The sequence below is a fragment of the Candidatus Eremiobacterota bacterium genome (assembly GCA_031082125.1).
Taxonomy (GTDB): Bacteria; Vulcanimicrobiota; CADAWZ01; order CADAWZ01; family Ess09-12; genus Ess09-12.
In genome coordinates this window covers 1-19,195 of the sequence record JAVHLM010000026.1, presented here as the reverse complement: position 1 = coordinate 19,195, position 19,195 = coordinate 1, and the positions used below count along the sequence as shown (strand labels likewise).

General features: G+C 53.3%; 18 protein-coding genes. 14 read left to right on the top strand and 4 right to left on the bottom strand.

All coding sequences use genetic code 11. The features are described 5' to 3' along the window. Both RDV48_23515 and RDV48_23510 read right to left on the bottom strand, forming a co-directional pair. Window positions 1-2,082, bottom strand: coding sequence for a S9 family peptidase (locus tag RDV48_23515; protein MDQ7825790.1), 2,082 nt, complete (start codon window positions 2,080-2,082; stop codon window positions 1-3). Between the two features lie 18 nt (window positions 2,083-2,100). After that, a complete protein-coding gene (locus tag RDV48_23510) occupies window positions 2,101-2,904 on the bottom strand; it encodes a helix-turn-helix domain-containing protein (protein MDQ7825789.1) in 804 nt (267 codons plus the stop codon). A gap of 134 nt (window positions 2,905-3,038) precedes the next feature. On the opposite strand from RDV48_23510, the gene RDV48_23505 reads away from it, so the two are divergent. The 4 genes from RDV48_23505 to RDV48_23490 all read left to right on the top strand — a co-directional run bounded on the left by RDV48_23505 (window position 3,039) and on the right by RDV48_23490 (window position 6,626). Then, window positions 3,039-3,347 (top strand): helix-turn-helix transcriptional regulator, encoded by a 309-nt coding sequence (locus tag RDV48_23505; protein ID MDQ7825788.1) that lies wholly within the window; start codon window positions 3,039-3,041, stop codon window positions 3,345-3,347. Beyond that, window positions 3,337-4,101 (top strand): PilN domain-containing protein, encoded by a 765-nt coding sequence (locus RDV48_23500; GenBank protein ID MDQ7825787.1) that lies wholly within the window; start codon window positions 3,337-3,339, stop codon window positions 4,099-4,101. The genes RDV48_23505 and RDV48_23500 overlap by 11 nt, the downstream gene beginning before the upstream one ends. Window positions 4,102-4,106: 5 nt before the next feature. Beyond that, a complete protein-coding gene (locus RDV48_23495) occupies window positions 4,107-4,712 on the top strand; it encodes a hypothetical protein (protein ID MDQ7825786.1) in 606 nt (201 codons plus the stop codon). A 216-nt stretch (window positions 4,713-4,928) separates the two neighbouring features. Further along, window positions 4,929-6,626, top strand: a complete 1,698-nt coding sequence (locus RDV48_23490; GenBank protein MDQ7825785.1) for a diguanylate cyclase — start codon at window positions 4,929-4,931, stop codon at window positions 6,624-6,626. Window positions 6,627-6,636: 10 nt separating this feature from the next. Here RDV48_23490 and RDV48_23485 read toward each other — a convergent pair whose 3' ends face one another. After that, on the bottom strand, window positions 6,637-7,596 hold the full coding sequence (locus tag RDV48_23485; GenBank protein ID MDQ7825784.1) for a sugar ABC transporter substrate-binding protein: 960 nt from the start codon (window positions 7,594-7,596) through the stop codon (window positions 6,637-6,639). A gap of 149 nt (window positions 7,597-7,745) precedes the next feature. Here RDV48_23485 and RDV48_23480 point away from each other — a divergent pair, with 149 nt between their 5' ends. The 5 genes from RDV48_23480 to RDV48_23460 all read left to right on the top strand — a co-directional run bounded on the left by RDV48_23480 (window position 7,746) and on the right by RDV48_23460 (window position 13,866). Then, a complete protein-coding gene (locus RDV48_23480; GenBank protein MDQ7825783.1) occupies window positions 7,746-8,438 on the top strand; it encodes an ankyrin repeat domain-containing protein in 693 nt (230 codons plus the stop codon). A gap of 193 nt (window positions 8,439-8,631) precedes the next feature. After that, on the top strand, window positions 8,632-10,500 hold the full coding sequence (locus RDV48_23475; GenBank protein ID MDQ7825782.1) for a hypothetical protein: 1,869 nt from the start codon (window positions 8,632-8,634) through the stop codon (window positions 10,498-10,500). A 107-nt stretch (window positions 10,501-10,607) separates the two neighbouring features. After that, window positions 10,608-11,657: an isochorismatase gene (locus RDV48_23470; GenBank protein MDQ7825781.1), complete on the top strand. Its 1,050-nt coding sequence runs from the start codon at window positions 10,608-10,610 to the stop codon at window positions 11,655-11,657. Window positions 11,658-11,731: 74 nt separating this feature from the next. Further along, a complete protein-coding gene (locus RDV48_23465; protein ID MDQ7825780.1) occupies window positions 11,732-12,520 on the top strand; it encodes a hypothetical protein in 789 nt (262 codons plus the stop codon). Window positions 12,521-12,738: 218 nt separating this feature from the next. Continuing rightward, window positions 12,739-13,866: an ATP-binding protein gene (locus RDV48_23460; GenBank protein MDQ7825779.1), complete on the top strand. Its 1,128-nt coding sequence runs from the start codon at window positions 12,739-12,741 to the stop codon at window positions 13,864-13,866. A 521-nt stretch (window positions 13,867-14,387) separates the two neighbouring features. Here the strand turns inward: RDV48_23460 and RDV48_23455 are convergent. Further along, window positions 14,388-15,281 (bottom strand): hypothetical protein, encoded by an 894-nt coding sequence (locus RDV48_23455; GenBank protein MDQ7825778.1) that lies wholly within the window; start codon window positions 15,279-15,281, stop codon window positions 14,388-14,390. A 184-nt stretch (window positions 15,282-15,465) separates the two neighbouring features. Between RDV48_23455 and RDV48_23450 the strand changes: the two genes are divergently transcribed. From RDV48_23450 to RDV48_23430, 5 genes are all read left to right on the top strand, one after another. Then, the gene (locus RDV48_23450) at window positions 15,466-15,762 is read left to right on the top strand and encodes a Uma2 family endonuclease (GenBank protein ID MDQ7825777.1); all 297 of its coding nucleotides are present in this window, start codon (window positions 15,466-15,468) and stop codon (window positions 15,760-15,762) included. 231 nt (window positions 15,763-15,993) lie between these two features. Further along, entirely contained in the window at window positions 15,994-16,176 is a 183-nt protein-coding gene (locus RDV48_23445) for a type II toxin-antitoxin system HicA family toxin (GenBank protein ID MDQ7825776.1), read from the top strand. Then, on the top strand, window positions 16,177-16,602 hold the full coding sequence (locus tag RDV48_23440; protein ID MDQ7825775.1) for a type II toxin-antitoxin system HicB family antitoxin: 426 nt from the start codon (window positions 16,177-16,179) through the stop codon (window positions 16,600-16,602). 152 nt (window positions 16,603-16,754) lie between these two features. After that, on the top strand, window positions 16,755-17,315 hold the full coding sequence (locus tag RDV48_23435) for a Uma2 family endonuclease (GenBank protein MDQ7825774.1): 561 nt from the start codon (window positions 16,755-16,757) through the stop codon (window positions 17,313-17,315). Between the two features lie 527 nt (window positions 17,316-17,842). After that, complete coding sequence (locus RDV48_23430; protein ID MDQ7825773.1) at window positions 17,843-19,015, top strand: hypothetical protein; 1,173 nt, start codon at window positions 17,843-17,845, stop codon at window positions 19,013-19,015. The last annotated feature ends 180 nt before the right edge of the window (window positions 19,016-19,195 follow it).

Below are 19,195 nucleotides of genomic sequence, written 5' to 3'. Positions count from 1 at the left end.
TCAGGCGGGAATCGCCATCACTTTGAAGAGAAAAGCAAACTCGAAGGCAATCTCCCTGAGCAGGTCATATCTCCCCGAGGCGCCCCCATGGCCCGAAGTGCAGTCAATCTTGATGAGAAGAAGATGGTCATCCTCTTTGAGGGTGCGCAGCTTTGCCACGAACTTGAGGGGCTCCCAGTACATCACCCTGGTATCGTGAAGGCCCGTAAACACAAGTACGTGAGGATACTCTGCCGGCTTCAGATTGTCATAGGGCGAGTATGATTTCATATACTCGTAATATTCCCTCTCCTTCGGATTTCCCCACTCGGCATATTCTATCGTGGTGAGGGGAATAGTCTCATCAAGCATGGTGGTCAGGACATCCACAAAGGGGACATAAGTCACCATGGCATGGCAGAGATCGGGTCTCATGGCCATTACGGCGCCCATAAGAAGCCCTCCGGCACTCCTGCCTGAGATGACAAGCGATTCTTTTACCGTGTAGCGCTCCTTTACCAGGTGCTCCGCGCAGGCGATAAAATCGAGAAAGGTATTTTTTTTCCTGAGGAGCTTACCCTCTTCATACCATGGCCTTCCCAGGTCCTCACCGCCGCGGATATGAGCGATGGCGAAGATAAATCCCCTGTCCAGAAGGGTGAGACGGTTCGGGGAGAAGACAGGCTCCAGGCAGATGCCATAGGAGCCGTAACCCAGCAGGTACAGAGGATTCCCCCCCTCCCGCCGGCTGTCCTTCCGGTAAACAAGCGACAGGGGCACCAGGGTGCCGTCATGGGAGACGGCGTTGATTCTTTCGGAAGCATAAAGGCTCTTGTCATAACCCTTGACTTCCTTCTGCTTCAAGACCTGCAGCTCGCGGGTATTCATCCCGTAAAGGCACGTCGATTCAGGCGTGACCATTGACTCGTAAGTGAACCGAAGGCTCTGGCTCCCGTATTCTCTGTTCCCTTCAGGCCTGAAGGTATAGACAGGCTCAGGGAAGTCAATATAATGCTCCTCATGGTTCTCCATAGAGATTATCCTTATAAGCCTGAGGCCTGCTTTTCGCTCATAGACGACCAGGTGCCCCTTGAAGGCGTCAAGGTCCTCTACCAGCACGTCCTCCCTGTGGGCTATGAACTCTTTCCAGTGCTCCCCCGGGGGGGCGTCAAGGGGCGCCTCCATGACCCTGAAGTTCTTCGCATTGTCATTGGTCCTGATGAAGAAGCGGTCCTCCCAGTGCTCCGCAAAGTATTCTATGCCCTTTCTTCTCGGGGCAAGCAGGGCCGGTGCCTTCCCCGGCTGCAAAAAGTCAATGTAACGGGTCTCGGAGGTGTCATTGGCGGCAATATCCAGCAGCAGGAACCTCCCGCTCCTTGACCGTGATATGAACAGGTTGAAAGCCTTCTCGCCCTCTTCGTAAAGAAGCTCATCATCTGCGCGGGGTGTTCCCAGGAAGTGGCGGTAAAGCCTGAAGGGGCGGTGGGCGTCATCATGGACCGTGTAATAGAAAGAGCCTCCATCGCCGCCCCACTGGCAGTTTCCCGCCGTGGCCTCAAGCTCATCGGGAAGCAGGACGCCTCTCTCGAGGTCTTTCACGCAGATCGTATAGGTCTCGTTGCCGCTGAAATCCACGGAATAAAGGAGCTTTGAGTGATCCGGTGAGGGCTCGTAGGCCCCCAGGGCGCAGAACGAACGGCCTTCGGCAAGGCTGTTCATGTCAAGAAGCACCTCCTCTCCGGCAAGAAGCGACTCCTTTTTCCTGCAGTAGACAGGGTAGCTTTTGCCCTCCTCGGTGAGGTAATAATAATAATACCCGCCGCGCTTCACCGGCGCCGAGACATCGGTCTCCCTGATTCTCCCCACAAGCTCCCGGTAAAGCGATTCCTGCAAGGCCGACGTATCTTCCATCACCGCCCCGGTATAGCGGTTTTCCGCCTCGATATAACCGGTCACCGCGGGATTCTCCCGGTCCCTGAGCCAGTAATAGTCATCAATGCGCCTGTCCCCGTGGAGGAGCAGCTCTCTGGGGGTCCTGCCGGCCGCGGGAACGGGGGCCCTGCTGCCTGACTGGGATGTCGTGTGCTGCTGTTGATGTGTCATGATGAAAAATATGTCCTCTCATTTATGGTGGGGGCTGCGGGGCTCAAGGTTCTCAATGAGAGCCTTTATGGCCTTTTTCTCCGTCTCCGTGCCGATTACCTTGCCTTCACAGGTGATGATTTCAGGGACAAAGTGATACCAGTCGGTCCCGGGGGGATTGAAAGAGCGGAGGCCCACGTTGAGCTTCTGCTGCACCCGGTGAAAAAAGGCCTGCCTTATGGTGGTGATTTTTTTCTCCTTGAGGTGAAAGACTGCCACGTCATCATCCTTGACCATTCCAGGCTCAAATGCCCTCACCATCACGAGGGCGCCGTCCCCCACAAAAGGCTCCATGGCATTTCCCTTGACTTCAAAGATATAATCAACTTTTTCATGGTACACCATGTTGATATGGCCCCTTATATGCTCCTCGGAGATATCGGACAGGTCCACTTCCCCCCCGTCAAGCGGCACATCCAGCAGAATGGGGTAATAGGGCCTTTCCTTCATGGCATGGTCTATGCGGGCCTTCTTCAGCCTTGCAGAGACTTCCTTGAAATCATGGAGCACCTCCTTGAGCTGCTGCACCTTGAGGGGTTTCTCCACCTTGATGGAAGTATGGCCCGCCTTTTTCTTCGAGGGATCATCGGTGGCCCCCAGCAGGTAGAACACGTCAACATCCAGAGCCTGGGCAAGATGCTCAATAGTTGACAGGTTGGGGTTTTTGATCTTCTCCGTCTCTATCTTGTAGATAGTGGTCTGATCGATTCCCGATAATTCCGAAAGGTCTCTCCTTGAGTGGCCGAGCCGCTCTCTTGAAAATCTCAGCCTTGATCCCAGCATGGGCTCTCCTCGCCTTCTTTATGGATTGTATGAATTATATCACAAATTATGCATCTATGCAAGTATTATACTCTTGACTTTATGATTTTATTCATTTATAATTAAAGTATCAAATTTAGGATTATAATCATAAAATGTTCAACTGCGAAAAACTTCTCAACTGGCTCGATGAAAAAGGAATTACTCAGTACCGCTTCGCGAGGATGTCCGGCATTGAGCAGTCAACCGTCAGCAGGATTATAAGCGGGCTCATCGACCCCGGAGCCCGCACTATCGCCAGGATATGCCAGGCGACGAGGCTCAGCCCCGATGAGCTTATAATCCTTCCCGGACCACTGAGGAAAGGAGGTGAAGAGAAAGAAGGGTCACCGTGCCTGTGCCGCAGGGCACTGGTGACAGCAGCGGGCGGCAGAAAAAAAGGAGGTGAACCATATGGCAATTAAAGTGGACCTGCTCCCCACGGAGCGCAAGAAATTCGGCTTTGATCCCGTCATCGCGATCATGATTGTGCTCATCGCCGCTTCGGTGGTAGTATTTTACTATTTCGGCATCAAGCTGGACAAGGACATCGAAGTGAAGCGCCAGGAGATCACACGCGTCGAACAGGACATCCAGGGCCTTCAGAGCCAGCTTCCCATCATAGACAAGCTCAAGAAGGAGAACCAGGACATTGAGACGCAGATCAACACCGTGAAGAGTCTCCGCTATGACCCAATCCGCTACAGTAACCTGCTTGACGAGCTCTCGACACTGATGCCGTCGAACATGTGGGTAAGCAGCATCTCCATTGAGCCGGGCCAGGCAAAGGTAGCCCTTTCAGGCACCGCTACGGAGATGCCGGGTATAAGGCCTTTGGAATCCATTTCGGGATTCATGAAAAATGTCCAGAAATCCAAGTATTTCAGAGGTGCGACCCTCTCGAGCACTTCCAGGGGAACCACAAGCGTGAACGGGACGAGCTACGTAAGTTACTCATGGGGCATTGATCTCACCTATGATCCCAAGGCTGCGGAACAGTCTTCACCAGGAACCTCAGGTCCCGAGAAAGGCCCCACAGGCCTCAATTTCATGAAAAGCCCCGCAGGCCTCAATCTCACGAAAAGTCCCGCAGGGCATAATCTCACAAAAGGCCCCACCGGCATCAATCCCAAGAAAGGCCCCACAGGCTTCTTGACAAATGCCGGGAAGAGGAGCTGAATCTTATGAAGGCGCCGGTAAAAGCCATAACCGCTCTGCTTACAGTCCTGGCAATCTGCTGCGCATGCTTTCAGAGCAGCCTCATAAGGGAAAAGTCCTCGGAATGCAGCCAGCTTGAAGCCGCAAAGAGCGACAGGCTGAAGCAGCTTGCAAGGATAAAGGACTGCGCAGGTGAGCTTGCAGATATGCAGCTTATGGTAGAGAGCCGGAAAAGGGAGCTCCGTATTCTTCTGCTGGAAGATCTTACTCCGGAAAGGGAAGCTGAGCTCATCCCTTCCCATATCGCCGCCGTTGAAAGAGAGGCTGCGCGCCTCAGGGGAATCACCGGGGCCCGTCATCTCCTTGTTTCCCGGGTATCAGAAGGCACAATGATTCCAGGCGCCCAAAGGGAGAGCAAAGAGGCCTTTCTCGCAGAGTACCCCGCATGCTCTTTTCAGGTGCAGCTTACAGGCACCTGGGAGTCTCTGCTTGAGTTCCTCAAGCATTTCGGAAAGCAGGAAAGGCTCGTCACCATAGAAAGGCTCTCGCTCTCACCGGCAAGGTGGAAAAAAGCGGGGTTTGGCCCCCTCGTTCGCGCAACTATCCCAGTGACGGCATACCTGAGGCAGTAGAATGCCGGCGCTTCGTTGCACAATCTGCAGCATGCACAGCACGGATGAAAAATTCCGTGCTCTTTTATTGCATCGGCAACAGAAAAATCTCCCGTTTAATCCCATGGCCTGGCCCCACTCCATAACATTGGAGGAAAGGTCTGCCACCTGGTTGAATAAAAGGAGGGGACCCGCGGTCCGTACCAGGAAAGTGGATGTTGAGCAGAGACGATAAAAATGATGCCTATGATTACCGGTGAAAATCAGGAAGAGCAATTCAGGAAAGAGCTTGACGAGCTGAGGAAGAAGAACGAGGAGCTCTGTGCCCTCGCCGCCGAGAGAACCCGCATCGAGGAGATGATAAAAAGGCGCCTGGAGTTTGAGAAGACTGTCTCAATGATCTCGGCACGTTTTCTCGGCGACTGCGACATCGACAATGCAATTGAGCAGTCTCTCCAGGAGATGGCGGTACTCCGCAATGCAGTGAGGGCTTACATTTTCATGTTCAGCGAAGACGGAGCTCTTGTGAGCAACACCCACGAGTGGTGCGCTCCCGACAATCCCCCCCAGAAGGAGAAGATGCAGAACCTCCCCACCAATTTTTTTGTCATAGGTCTTGACAAGCTCAGGCGCGGAGAGCCTGTCCATATCAAGACCGCGTCGAAGCTCCCCAGCGAAAGCGACAGGGAAGCCCTGGAAAAACAGGGGATTAAATCCCTCCTCCTCCTTCCCCTGAGGCTGAACCAGAGCCTGGCAGGCTTTATCGGCTTTGACAGCGCCGTGCGCACCACCGAGTGGACCGAAGACGACGTCTCTATCCTCCGTGTCGCCTCTGAAGTGATTGGAAGGGCCATTGAGCGTAAAAAGCAGGACAGCGAGCTTGCCAAGCAGATGCACAACCTTTCAATACTTTACGACGTGGGGCGGGCCCTCAACTTCATAGATGACCTCACGAAGCTCCTCAAGATGATTCTGGACAGGGCAATCGATATCGCACAGAGCCAGAAAGGCTCCCTTATGCTCTATGACGAAAACACCGATGAGCTCGTGGTGAGAGTGGTGAGAGGTCTTGACAGCGCCACCGAGGAAAGGATCCTCCATGGCGAGATACAATGCGTCCGCATCAAGCCCGGCGACGGCATCGCCGGCCGCGTGTTCGAGAGCGGGCAGCCCCTCATCATCAATAACACCAGGGAAGACACCCGTTTCATAGCACCCATGGACTCCTATGTGGCCAACATACTCTGCGTGCCCCTCAGGGTTTTTGATGAAACCATCGGCGTCATCAATATCACCAACAAGAAAAACGACGAGCCCTTCAACGAGAACGACGTGCATATCGTGGCGGCCCTTTCCAACCAGGCTGCCGTGGCGATCAACAACGCCAGGCTCTACGAGCTGGCAGTCACCGACAGCATCACCAAGCTCCTCATCAGGAGGCATTTCATGCAGCGTCTCGAAGACGAGGTCAGGAGAGCCAAGCGCTACGGCCATAAATTCTCCCTCGTCATGGTGGATTTTGATCATTTCAAGGAGATCAATGACACCTACGGCCATCCTGCTGGTGACAAGGTCCTTATGGATGTGGGGAGAATCTTCAAGAAGTTCGTGAGAAGCTCTGATTTTGTAGGACGCTACGGCGGCGAGGAGTTTTCCTTTGCCCTCCCCGAAACGGGGCTTGCAGGGGCCTCGGTGTTCTGTGAGCGCCTGAGGAAAAAGATCGAAGACTATGAATTCACTTACAAGGACATCCTCATCAGAAAAACCATAAGCCTCGGGATAGCCACCTTCCCCGACCATGCCGACGACATGCAGGAGCTGATCAGGAGGGCCGACCTCTCCCTTTACAAGGCGAAGCGCGACGGGAGAAACAAGTCATGCTCCTTTGATGACGTGATGCGCTACGAAAAAGCCCACAACGAGGAGCCCGCATAAGTGGTCCCCCTTAATGGCCGAAGGGGAGATCAAGGCTCTGCCTGCTGATAAGCTCGGTCCTGGTGTAAATCCTGGGGGGGACCTTCTCACCTTTGAGCACTTTCAACACTGATTCTACGCCAATCTGCCCAATCTCATAGGGGCTCTGATCCACCGTGGCATCTATCCTGTCTTCCTTGATGGCCTTTATCCCTTCCTCTGTGCCATCAAAACCTACCATGACGGGCCTCTTGATCCTTGAGAACTGCACCGCGTCGGAGGCTCCTAAAATCATGAGATCGTTGTAGGCAAAAACCGCCGCGATATCGGTATTATTTTTTATCACGTCCCTTGTCACCTGGAAGGCATTGTCGCGCTGCCATTTTGCATGGGGAGCGGTGAGCAGCTCAATGCCGGGATATTTTGCCAGGGCATCCATGAATCCACCTCCCCTCAGCTTGCTGGAAAGGCTCGCACTGTCTCCCTCCAGCATCAGCACCTTGCCCCTGGCGCCGATATTCTTGGCAATATAATCAGCGGCAAGCCCGCCGCCCTTGCTGTTGTCGCACGACACGACAGTCTCGACTTTTGCGCCGCTTTCTTTGATAAGCTCATCTTCCATGAGGCCATGGATGAAAACCACGGGTATCTTGAGGCGGTTGGCCTGAAGTATAATGGGGATCAGGTATTTCTTCGCCCGATCCCGGTTCTCGGGGACCACAAGGAGGGCCTTGATCTTGTAATCCACGAGCCTCTTGAATACAAGCTCCTTCTCATGGTCGCGGTACTCCTCCGTCTCAAGAATGATTACCTTGGCCTTGTGCTTTTGCGCAGTCTCCCTTATGCCTTGCTCCATGATCTTGAAATAGGGGTTGTATTGGACGCGGAACATCACCGCGATGCTCACCTCGCGGGCTGTTCCGCCGCAGCCCCACGAGAGGGCAAGGAGCGCAACGGCCGTAAAAAAAAGGAAAAGACTTTTTGCTTTCATGGCATCCCCCGGAAAAGATGGACCCCTCCTTATATTACCAGAAGTCACCCCTCCTTTCAATGCCCCGGGTTATTCAGGTAAAAGGGGATTTCTTTCCTGCGGATAACTCTTATCATATCACGTACGCCACGAAAAGGAGGTGAAAGGCAATGAAGGAATGCCCTTTTTGCAGGGAAATGCTCCATGAAGATACCCTGAGATGCTATTACTGCGGGAAAATCCTTATCGACATCCCCTCCGGAAGCCGCGATACCGCCGAGAGCTATCAGAACATCTTCAAGGCTGTTGACAACAGCAATGAGGACGCGGTAAAAGCCTTTATCCGGAAAGGGATTGATCTGAATGCCAGGGAGGACAAGTACGGCGCCACTCCCCTCCATCACGCCGCAAGAATCGGGAAGACTGCCATGGTGGAGCTCCTCATCTCCTCCGGTGCAGACAAGAATGCAAAAGATTATTTTGGCTCCACACCCCTTCTCATGGCATCAAATTTCGGGAGAGACGAGGTTGTCGATCTGCTCATCAAAAGCAGGGCCGACATCAACCTGAACAACAGCGAGGGAAACACACCTCTCCACACTGCCTGCTATGAAGGCTATTTCCATATCGCCGAGAGCCTCCTCGGGAACGGTGCCGATCCCGATGCCTCCAACAACTGGGGCTGGACTCCCCTTCATAACGCCGCCTGGAAAGGGAGAAAGGAGATTATCTCCCTTCTTCTCTCTCATGGAGCCGATGCCGCCCTGGAAACCATTGACGGAGAGAGCCCTATGAGGTTCGCCCTGCAGGAGCGCCACATGGACGCCGTGGAAGTCCTCATGCTCCACGGTCTCAGACCATGATTCTCCCACTGGCCGTTTCCCCCTGATCAATCTCCCTCCTGCCGCTCCCTTGCCTTGTATTTCAAGACAGGCCGCCTCAATAATTTCCCTTGACATTTCATATTTTTTATGCTAGTATGTGTATAGAAGACACTTACTAATCTGAAGTAAAATAAAAAATGCTCATTATTGGAGCATAAAGAGGTGGCAAGACATGAACGTCCTTGTCAACGGTCACCAGGTAGCCCTGAACGGCATGAAGTGCATCGGGAAAGGCGGTGAGGCCGATGTGTATGATATCGGCTCGGGCCTGGCCCTCAAGCTCTTCAAGGATCCTTCCCATCCCGACTACGACGGTCTGCCGATGGAACAGGAAGCAGCAAGAATGAGGCTTCTTCTCCACCAGCAGAAGCTCCCCTCTTTTCCCCAGGGACTCCCCGAGTCTGTCGTGTCCCCCGGTGACCTTGTAAGTGACCCCTTAACAGGATTTATTTTCGGTTACACCATGAAGCTTATCAATGACGCCCTGCCCCTCAAAAGATTCTCCTCACGGGCATCGCTTCCCCCGGGGACAGACCGGCGCTCTCTCATTGAAATCTTCACGGGACTCCATCGCGCAGTGGCGGCAATCCACCGGGCCGGGATAATCATAGGGGACTTCAACGATCTGAACGTTCTCGTGAAAGGTGACAAGGCCTTTATTATCGACGCTGACAGCTTTCAGTACGGGCCCTTCCCCTGCACGGTTTTCACCTCAAGGTTTGTCGATCCCCTTATTTGCGACCCTCTGAAATCATCGCTATTCCCCGTGAAGCCCTTCACGGTATCATCGGACTGGTATGCCTATTCGGTCCTTCTCTTCCAGTCACTGCTTCTTGTCGATCCTTACGGGGGCGTCTATACCCCTGCCGATCCTTCAATGCGCCTCTCCCAGGATGCCCGGCCTCTCAAGCGGATCACCGTCTTCGACCCTGAAGTGCGCTATCCCAGGTCCTCCATCCACTACTCGGCCCTTCCCGACGAGGTGGTACAATACTTCCAGCAGGTCTTTCTCTTTGACCGCCGCGGCGAGTTCCCGCTGGGGCTCCTCAGAGCCCTGGAATGGAAACAATGCCCTTCCTGCGGAATGGAGCACGCAAGGACAGCATGCCCGCAGTGCATGCACTCTCCAGGCGCAGCTTCACAGCCTGCAGTGACAGTCCGCGGCGACGTGACAGTCACCCGCCTTTTCTCCACCAGGGGCGAGCTGCTCGCTGCAGTGTCTTTCGACGGCCGCCTCCTGTGGCTCTGCCACGAGGCCGGCCGGTTCGTCAGAGAAGAGGGGAAGGGAGTCACGGAGGGAACAGTGGCGCCGACGATGCGCTTCGGCCTCTGCAGGGAGACTACCGTCATAGGGCAGGGAAACAGGGTGATTCTGCTTGCCCAGGGGAAAAAACCTGAGCAGATCGTGGCAGACGTGGGCCAGTGGGGGCCCACATTTGCCACCAACGGGAAATCTCTCTTCTGGTGCTCCCATGGACAGCTTCTGAGGAAAAGGGAGGAAGGCCACCAGTACCTCGGCGATGTCCTTGAGGGCGGCACCGACTTCTGGGCAGGGCCCTCCTTCGGCTTCGGCTTCTACAGGGCCGGCACCTTGTCGGTGGCCTTCGTTTTTGACACCGAGAAGCCCGGCATCAATGACAGGGTGAAAATACCCTTCCTGAGAGGGAAAATCATCGACGCAAGGTGCTATTTCACCGACGAGCGCTGCTGGTTCATTGTGGCAAGGCAGGAAGGCGGAAAAACCGTGAACAGCTGCGCCGTAATCTTACGAAACGGCGACATTGAGGCACTTGCAGAGGCAGAGAGCGGTGACGGCTCCTGGCTCTCCGGCATATACGGGAAATGCGCGTATGGCTCTTTCCTGCTCTCTCCCACCGACGATGGCATTGTCAGGTGCGAGCCCCGCCACGGCGGCATTGCAATGACCAGGGAATTCCCCGACACCGAGGGCGCCCTTGATGATGAGTCATCGCTCTTTTCTGGCAAGGGAGGCATCTTCGTGGTGAGCAGGCACTCTGTGTCATTCATAAGGATCAGGTAGGAGAAAGCGCCTCAGAAAGGGGGAAGGTCCCGATAGTAAAGGATTGATGAAAATCCGGGTTTACCGCGAGGAGTCATTCCTCATAGAAAATGAAAGGAGCAAATAAAATGAGAAAGAGCGTGTTACCACTCCCCTCGCACTTTGACAGGAACAAGGTAGGCGAAGTATGGAGAGTCCCTTACCAGCAGCGCTTTACCGAGGCACTCGAGTGGGCCCGGAGGCACCATGTGGACCCGGCGGCAAAAGACAGGTTCCGCATCTGCCTCATGGTCATTGATGCCCAGAACACCTTCTGCATTCCTGGTTTTGAGCTCTTCGTGGGCGGGCGCTCAGGCAGCGGCGCTGTTGACGACAACGTAAGGCTCTGCGAGTTCATTTACCGCAACCTCCCTTTCATCACCGAAATCGCGCCGACACTCGACACTCACACGGCCATGCAGATTTTTCACCCTTTCTTCCTCGTCAACGATGAAGGGAAAAATCCCGCGCCTATGACGGCCATATCAGTTGAGGACATTGAAAAAGGCCTGTGGAAGGTGAATCCCGCCATCGCCCACAGCGTGGCGAAAGGCAACTACCTGGCCCTCCAGAGGCATCTCCTCCATTATGCGAGGAAGCTCAGCGAGGGGGGAAAATACCAGCTCATGATATGGCCCTATCACGCAATGCTCGGGGGGATCGGCCATTGCCTCGTGGCATCGCTTGAGGAAGCCTTGTTTTTCCATGCCGTGGCCCGGGGAAGCCAGACGGGCTTCGAGATCAAGGGAGGAAACCCTCTCACGGAAAACTACTCGGTGCTCCGCCCCGAAGTGCTTGACGGCGCCGACGGGAGCTCCGTTGCCCAGAAAAACGCCAGGTTCATCAAGAAGCTCCTGGAATTCGACGCCGTAATCATCGCGGGGCAGGCAAAAAGCCACTGCGTCGCCTGGACCATTGACGACCTCCTGGGCGAGCTGGTCCTCCAGGATGAAAAACTCGCCCGCAAGGTCTACCTGCTTGAGGACTGCACCTCGCCGGTGGTGGTGCCCGGCATCGTGGATTTCTCGGACGAGGCCGACGCGGCCTTCCGCCGCTTCCGTGACGCCGGGATGAATATTGTGCGCTCCACCGAGGACATTGCCGCGTGGCCCGGCATCTCACTTCCCGCTGCAGCCTAGAAGCCCGGATCCGCCTTTGGAAAAAATGATGGCATTTAAAATAATGATGAGAAAGCAGGGAAAGGAGGCTTACAATGAGTGAATCAGTGAATATCAACGATCTCTTTCAGAACGCAAAAAATGAGGGACGGCTCTCGCAGGCTTCGTCACAGGCCCTTGACGTGGTGGACATCGGGGAGCAGATTGCCGCCGCCATGGGCGTCACCCTCACGCAGGTGCCGGCAAGCGAGATCGTGCTTGTCACCATGCTCGTCGATGACTCAGGCTCCATCAGATTCAGCCAGAATGCCCAGCTCATAAGGGACGGGCACAACATGACCCTCGAGGCCCTCGAGAGGACCCAGACCAGGGACAGCATCCTGGTCCACACGCGCTACCTGAACGGCTATGTGCTCTACCCCTACTGCCCCGTGGAAAAGGCAAAAAGAATGAACAACAAGAATTACGATCCCTCGCTGGGCACGCCCCTTTATGACCAGGCCGTCGTGGTCCTCGGCACCGTCATCGCTAAAGCCCAGTCCTTCATCGACAACGGCATCCCCGCAAGAACCGTCACGCTCATCCTTACCGACGGCGCCGATGCGCACTCCACAAGGGCCACGGAAAAGACGGTGAAATCCCTCGTGAAGGACATGCTTGTCACGGAGAACCACATCATAGCCGCTCTCGGAGTCGATGACGGCAGCACCGACTTCAGAAAGGTCTTCAAAAGCATGGGCATCGAGGACCGCTGGATCCTCACCGCGGGCAACAGCCAGGAGGAGATCAGGAGAGCCTTCAACCTCTTCTCCCGCTCGGTAGTCGCCGCAAGCAAGGCTTCGGGGTCCTTCGGCCAGGTCTCCCTGGGCGGCTTTGCCGCATAATCGGGGACAGACTCTCATATTTACAAAATGGTAACCATCGCAGAAGCGTCAGGGACAGATCTTCCGGTCTGTCCCTGATTTTTCAAGCAGTCCTGACTCGCAGACCATACGAATACTCATATGGATGATTCACCCATCTGGCAGATGGTTCAGGCAAATGTTTATTGTATTGCAAAAATGTCTTGACTATTTTGCAAAATCGTGCAATAATTACAGATATGAAAAGATACCTCTATGAAGCCATACTCAAAGATTTAACCAGGAAAATGGTCTTTGTGACAGGTCCCCGTCAGGTGGGAAAGACCTTTCTTGCCAGAGATATTGAAAAGAACTTCAACAGGTCAATATATCTGAACAATGATGATATCGATGATGCGAGAGCCATTAGAAACCGTGAATGGCCATTAAACACGGAACTGATAGTCCTCGACGAGATTCACAAGCTGAAGGACTGGAAAAACTACCTGAAGGGCACTTTTGACACAAGAAGAGACATACAGAAATTTCTTGTCACAGGAAGCGCCAGATTGGATACTTTCAGACAAACCGGCGATTCACTCGCTGGCAGATACTTTCTCTACCATCTCAACCCTCTTTCGGTAAAGGAACTGTCGGGCAGCATGGCGCCTTATGAGATCGTCTCTGCATTGAACAGGCTGGGAGGCTTTCCCGAACCATTTCTTTCGGCATCCGACGATCACGCCGGACGCTGGCGAAAGCAATATTACACAGATATTGTGCGGGAAGATATAATGGATTTCAGCCGTATAAATGAAATCCGCTCAATCCGCCTCATGCTTGAAATGCTCAGAAGGCGTGTCGGTTCCCCGGTATCTTATTCCTCACTGGCAGAAGATCTCCAGCTGGCACCGAATACGGTCCGGAAATATATCGATGTTCTGGAAAGCCTGAATATTATTTTCATCATCAGGCCCCTGCACCGCAATATCGCACGTTCACTCCTGAAGGAACCGAAAATATATTTTTTTGACAGCGGCTATGTTGACGGAGATGAGGGCGTACGCCTTGAAAATACAGTGGCTGTGTGCCTGCTTAAACATGTGCAGTATCTCCAAGATGCAAAAGGCACGGAAACAGCTCTCCATTATATTCGCACCAGGGATGGAAAGGAAGTCGATTTCGCACTGGCCGAGAACGGTGTTGCATCTTGTTTCATTGAAGTGAAGCTCTCTGAGGGTTCACCGGGGCGATTTCTGAAATATTTCAAAGAGAGATATCCCTCAATTCATTCAGTGCAGTTGGTGCACAATCTCCACTATGACAGAGAAATAAATGATATTCAAATAGTGAGAGCCGGGGAATGGCTGTCACAACTGAGCGCATAATGCCGGAGCCCTGACGGTTCTCCGCGTGACCGCTTTCCCTGCAGAAACCTGCACCAAGGGTTCCTGCAGGCGATTTCAATTCTCCACGGAGAAGGGACAGAGACGTCCGGAGAGTTCTCCGGCGGTTTTCTTGCTGTGAAAAAGTCACAGACTCTTCTCCGGTCAGCCCTTATAATAAGGGTATGGGGACTGTCAATCTGATCTTTTTGCTTCTCTCCCTCGCGGCATAGATACTGTTGCTCCTCTCCCCTTTCCTTGTGCTGATTCTTGCGGTCAGGGCGGCCTCTTGTTGCCTTGCAGAGGATGAAACCAATGCGTGAGGCACGCTCATCTCTCTCAATGAGGGAAGGGAGATGAACGAGATGATTAACAGGATTTACGCGGGAGACTGTAACGGCGTCGGCAGCAATACGTGCTTCTGGCACTGCCTGGCCAACGTTTTCGTCGCGGCAATCACCAAAACAACCTAACGGAGAGAGTATCTGAATCAGCACGGGAGGAGCGTCGGCTTCCCCCGTCACTCATGCTCCGGAGTGTAAATGCAGGCTTTTGCGGGCCTTTGCAAGGACGCTTTTCAGCTTGTCCCCGAGACTCCCCGGGGATTTCTTTTCCTTCCTGCTCTGAAGGCCATCGACGAGCCGCCGTGCTTCTTCCAGGGAGAGCGGGGCCCATTTCCTCAGGAATTCTGGCGTTCTGACGCTGAGGGGGAGGGTCTGAAAGAGCCGGATTTTCATTGCGCGCTCATCGTCACTCATGGTCCGGCTTTTCAGGATAAGGTGATCATACCGATCGAGAATCTCCCTTTCTGTTCCCTCAAGATCCAGGCGGACGAAATTCGAGTGCTTCTCGCCATCGATATTGTTCAGGCAGACCGTGCGCCCGTCAATTTTTATGCTGCCCTGTGCCGAAAGCATTTCATGGATCACGGCCACTGTGTCCTTCACATCACCGCTGATCGCATAGGGCTGAATATCGAGTATTTTCACCGATTCGGGCCTTTTTTTGCTGCCGAGGATAAAATCGCCTATCTGTGCTGCGGCATCCTTGGAATCCTGAGTGCCGAAACTGTGAAATATTATGAAGTAACTCGATTCTCCGCAATCGACAAAGATCTTGATCGCCCCGCAGCCGGCCGTTTCGATTATATAGGAGGTGTTATCCTCTCCGACGAGCCATTCATTAATCTCGACAGTGACACTTTTCTTTTCCGGCGCCTCCGGGGATTGAAGAGACGAGCGGACTGCAGGTCCCCCCGCGAAGCGCGCCCTTGGCGGGATGAGGCCGCAACTGTCAGAGCTTGACGCCTGTGAGAGCTCCACAGAGTCCTGCACTGAAAAGGACGGGGACGATTCCGACGACAGGCGCGCTTTTTCAAATACAGGCCGCGCCACCGGGGGAATACTCTGAATCGGCATCGTGTCCTCCTGCTCTCCACAACGACGCCTGAGGGGAGCGCCGTCATTACTTTTTCTCATTATACCGCAGAAGAGCCTGTAAAAAAAGAGACAATGGGCGCGGAGTTGTAACAAGTATGTAAACTGTCGTCAGGATCGGCAACCCCGCAGAAGGATGTGCCTTACTCCTCGAAGCCGGAACTCATTGACCTGCGGCTCGGTCTCAAAGCGCGGCATAGAAGGCGCCCCTGATCTCCTGATAGAGATACTCTCAGAGAGCACTGCCAGGTACGACAGGGTGGGCAAGATGCAGCTCTATGCCAGGTTCGGCGTGGAGTGGTACTGGATAGCGGACCCCCGGGAGAAGACCCTGGAAGAGTTTCATAATGAAAATGGCTCTTTCGTGCTCATCGAGAAAGCTTCAGGTGACAGTGAGTTTTCCCCCAAGCTTTTCCACGGGCTTGTGATTCCCCTCTCGAAGGTGTGGGAGGGGAGGCACTAGAATCTTACCTGCACTGAATGATAGAAATCCATGCACTTGTTTGATCAAATTATTTACAATAATGCGCCCTTATTTAACACGGGGGACATCCCGCTGCAACAGTAACCCTCTATACTTGAATTACTGAAGGTGAGACAGCGTTTCTGCCGTTTCGAGCCCGCGCTGATACCTGAAAGAAATTATTGACAATACAGCATAAATACTGTATCATTGAAGAGGGAGCACTTTCTCATGACCGGCAAGCAGATGAAAAAACTGTTTGAAGAAAATAGATGGGAGCTTGACAGGATCAAAGGAAGCCACCATATCATGAGGAAGGGTGAGCACACGGAATCGATCCCTGTTCACGGAAGCAGAGAACTTAAAAAGGGCATGGAGAAGGCGCTTCTTAAAAGGCTGAAGGAGGTCGATTAAATGCTGAGGTATCCTGCCCGTTTCATTCCCGCAGAGGAAGGCGGCTTTATCGTTGAATTTCCCGATCTTCCAGGATGCCACACGGAAGGCGACACATTGGAGGAAGCAAAGGCTATGGCGAAGGAGGCCCTCACGGGATGGCTTGAATCAGTTTACAGCAGGGAGCTTAAAATACCCGATCCCTCTGATATCAAAGGGAATGGCATCTATTATGTAGCCCCTGAGCCAGAAATAGAGATTCCCATAATGATTCGCAAAATAAGGATTGATAAAGGGCTCTCTCAGAAGGAAATAGCCGATGCCATCGGGATTAAGTATCAAACATACCAGAGGTTCGAAAACCCCGGGAAGTTCAATGCCACGGTGAAAAACCTGAAGCGCATAAGCAGGGCGCTCGGGAAAGAGCTTGAAATAGTGATAAAATAGAGAACCGGAATCGTGAAGCAGGATAAGCTTCTTCACTTCTCTCATGTTCCTGTGCCATAAGAGCACTCAGGGGAAAGTGAATCACCTCTCACGCATCAAAAACATTGACCTTATCGAAGCTTCTGTAGTACAATGAAGGGAAGGTGGACTATATGGCAGACTCCGTAAAGCACGACAGAATTGTGCTCACCTACGAGGACTATCTCACGCTCCCCAACGACAGGAACCGCTATGAAATCCTGGAAGGAGAGCTTGTCATGACGCCTTCGCCCACGACTGTCCACCAGAAAGTCTCTCAGAATCTTGAATTTATCATCATATCATACTTGAGGGAGCACCCTGTCGGGTCCTTGTATCATGCTCCTGTAGACGTGCTGCTCAGCGACATTTCGGTGGTGGTGCCGGACATACTCTTTGTCGCTCAGCAGAGAGCCTCCCTTATCTCTGAAAGAGGCATAGAAGGAGCCCCCGATCTCATTGTGGAGATCCTTTCTCCCGGTACCGCAAAGTACGACAGGGTGAGCAAAATGCAGATCTACGGGAAGCGCGGCGTAGAGTGGTACTGGATAGTGGATCACAAGGAAAAGACCATTGAAGAGTACCACAACGAAAAAGGCTCATTCAGGCTTGTCAGGAAAGCATCAGCAGACGAAGACTTTCACCCCGGGCTCTTCCCCGGCCTCGTGATCCCCCTCTCGAAGGTGTGGGAGTAAAACCTCCGGAATCTTCTGAAATTGAATAAAACAGTCTATTTATGCTCAGGAGCATACCTCACGCCATCACAGTGCAATGCTCACTTATGTCATATAATGTTAACAAAATTCTCACTCTTTTGTAATATAATTCTCCTTTTGCAGCATAATGTTCATAACTTTTGAGCCTGAAGCAGATATAATTAAAGTGGAGAAGAAGGCTCTTTTCAGAGGGGGTTGGCACCATGGCAGATTCTGATGACAGCGTTCAGGAGATAAGAGGAAGCAGAGACCGGTCCACTCCTGCTCAAATCAGTCCGGCAGAGACCGGAAAGATCTCCGAAAGCCAAAAGGCTTCCAAGACCTCGCAGAAGCAGGAACCGACCCTGACTCTGCCTCAAAATGAATCAAAATATTCCCCCGGCAGAGAGGCAGAAGATGCAAAAAGCGGCAGGGAGCCTTCCAAGGATGCGAAGCTCTCAGACTTCGCGTCGGCCTGGCAGGGTGCAGTACAACAGCATAATGGAAATAAGAAGCCTCCGTCAGACTTGAACACTCAAAGTACAGAAAAAGATGACCCCCGGGAATCCCCCGATGATCCTGACAGGACCTCGAAGTCAGAGGGGAAGAAAGCTTACAGCTCCCATAGCAAAGACCCATCCCGCAATAATCAAAAGGGGGCAGCCAGTGAGAATGAAAATGGCGGCGGAGCCATAAATTCCGGGGAAAAGCAGGATGACAGGGAGGCGGCACCCTGGAGCAGGGATGATATCAATGGAAAGATAGATTCTTTTCAGGAAGCAGTAAAAACGTCGGCCAATGCGAAGAAAACAGTGGAATTCGGGAAGAAGAGCTATGATGCTGCAAAGCAGGCTCTCGCGGGAAATGGGGGGAGCACCACTGAAGCTGCAGCAGATGCCGGAAATGCTCTCAAGGAAGGTGCAGAGGCAGGTAAGTTTGGAAGTGCCATGCGAAACCTCAATAAAGGGCTGGGACCGGCAGCTGTGGTTGCAGGATCCCTGGGTATAGCACAGGGAGTAGATAAGCTGAGTAATGGGAATATCGTGGAAGGCTCCCTTGATATAGTGGGAGGAACCGGTGCAACGGTGAGTGGCGCCGCTACAACCGCTTCTGCCTATACCTCTGCGACGTCAGTGGCGGGAGTCGGTCTCTCCACAGTGGCCGGTGTGGGAGGAGGAGTGGTTGCCCTGGCCGATGGCGCCGGAGATATTTACCAGGGCATCAAGGAGAAAAATCTTGAGAAGGGTGTGGTAGGCGGCATCAAAGCAGGAGCGGGTGCGGCGATGATTGCCGGAGCGTGCACCGGCAATCCATTTCTTGTTGCAGGAGGTGCGGCAGCATATACCGGCGCTCTTGTCTATGAGAACCGGGAGGCAATCGCGGATTTCGGCAGACAAGCCTGTAATACCGCAGCGGATGGTATCAAGACCGGGGTCAGGGCCACGAAAGAATTCGCCGGTAATGTCGCAGATAAGGTAAGTGAGAAAGCAGCCCAGATAAAGGAAAAGACAGGGCAGCTTATCGATTCGGGAATGCAGAAAGCCTCGGAAATCAAGGATGCGGTGCTCGAGAAGGCACAAAGCGTCAAAAAGGCCGTGTCAGAGAATATCGACAAGGCAAAAGAGAACGTCGCGGCAGCAGCGTCGTCGGTGGCAAATGCCGCGAAAGGCACCTGGAGCTGGGCTGCTTCCTGGTTCTGATGATGGAGAAAAGGATAGGCCGGCCTGCGCCCGATGCTCCTGCCATGAATTCCGCAGGCTGCTCCGGATTCCACAGGAGGGGCCTTACCCTGGTGCATATAAATTGGAGCACTCCCTCCGCTGAATGCGTATTCCAGAGATAATCGATCGCCAATTCCAGGGCAAGCCGATCACTGATTC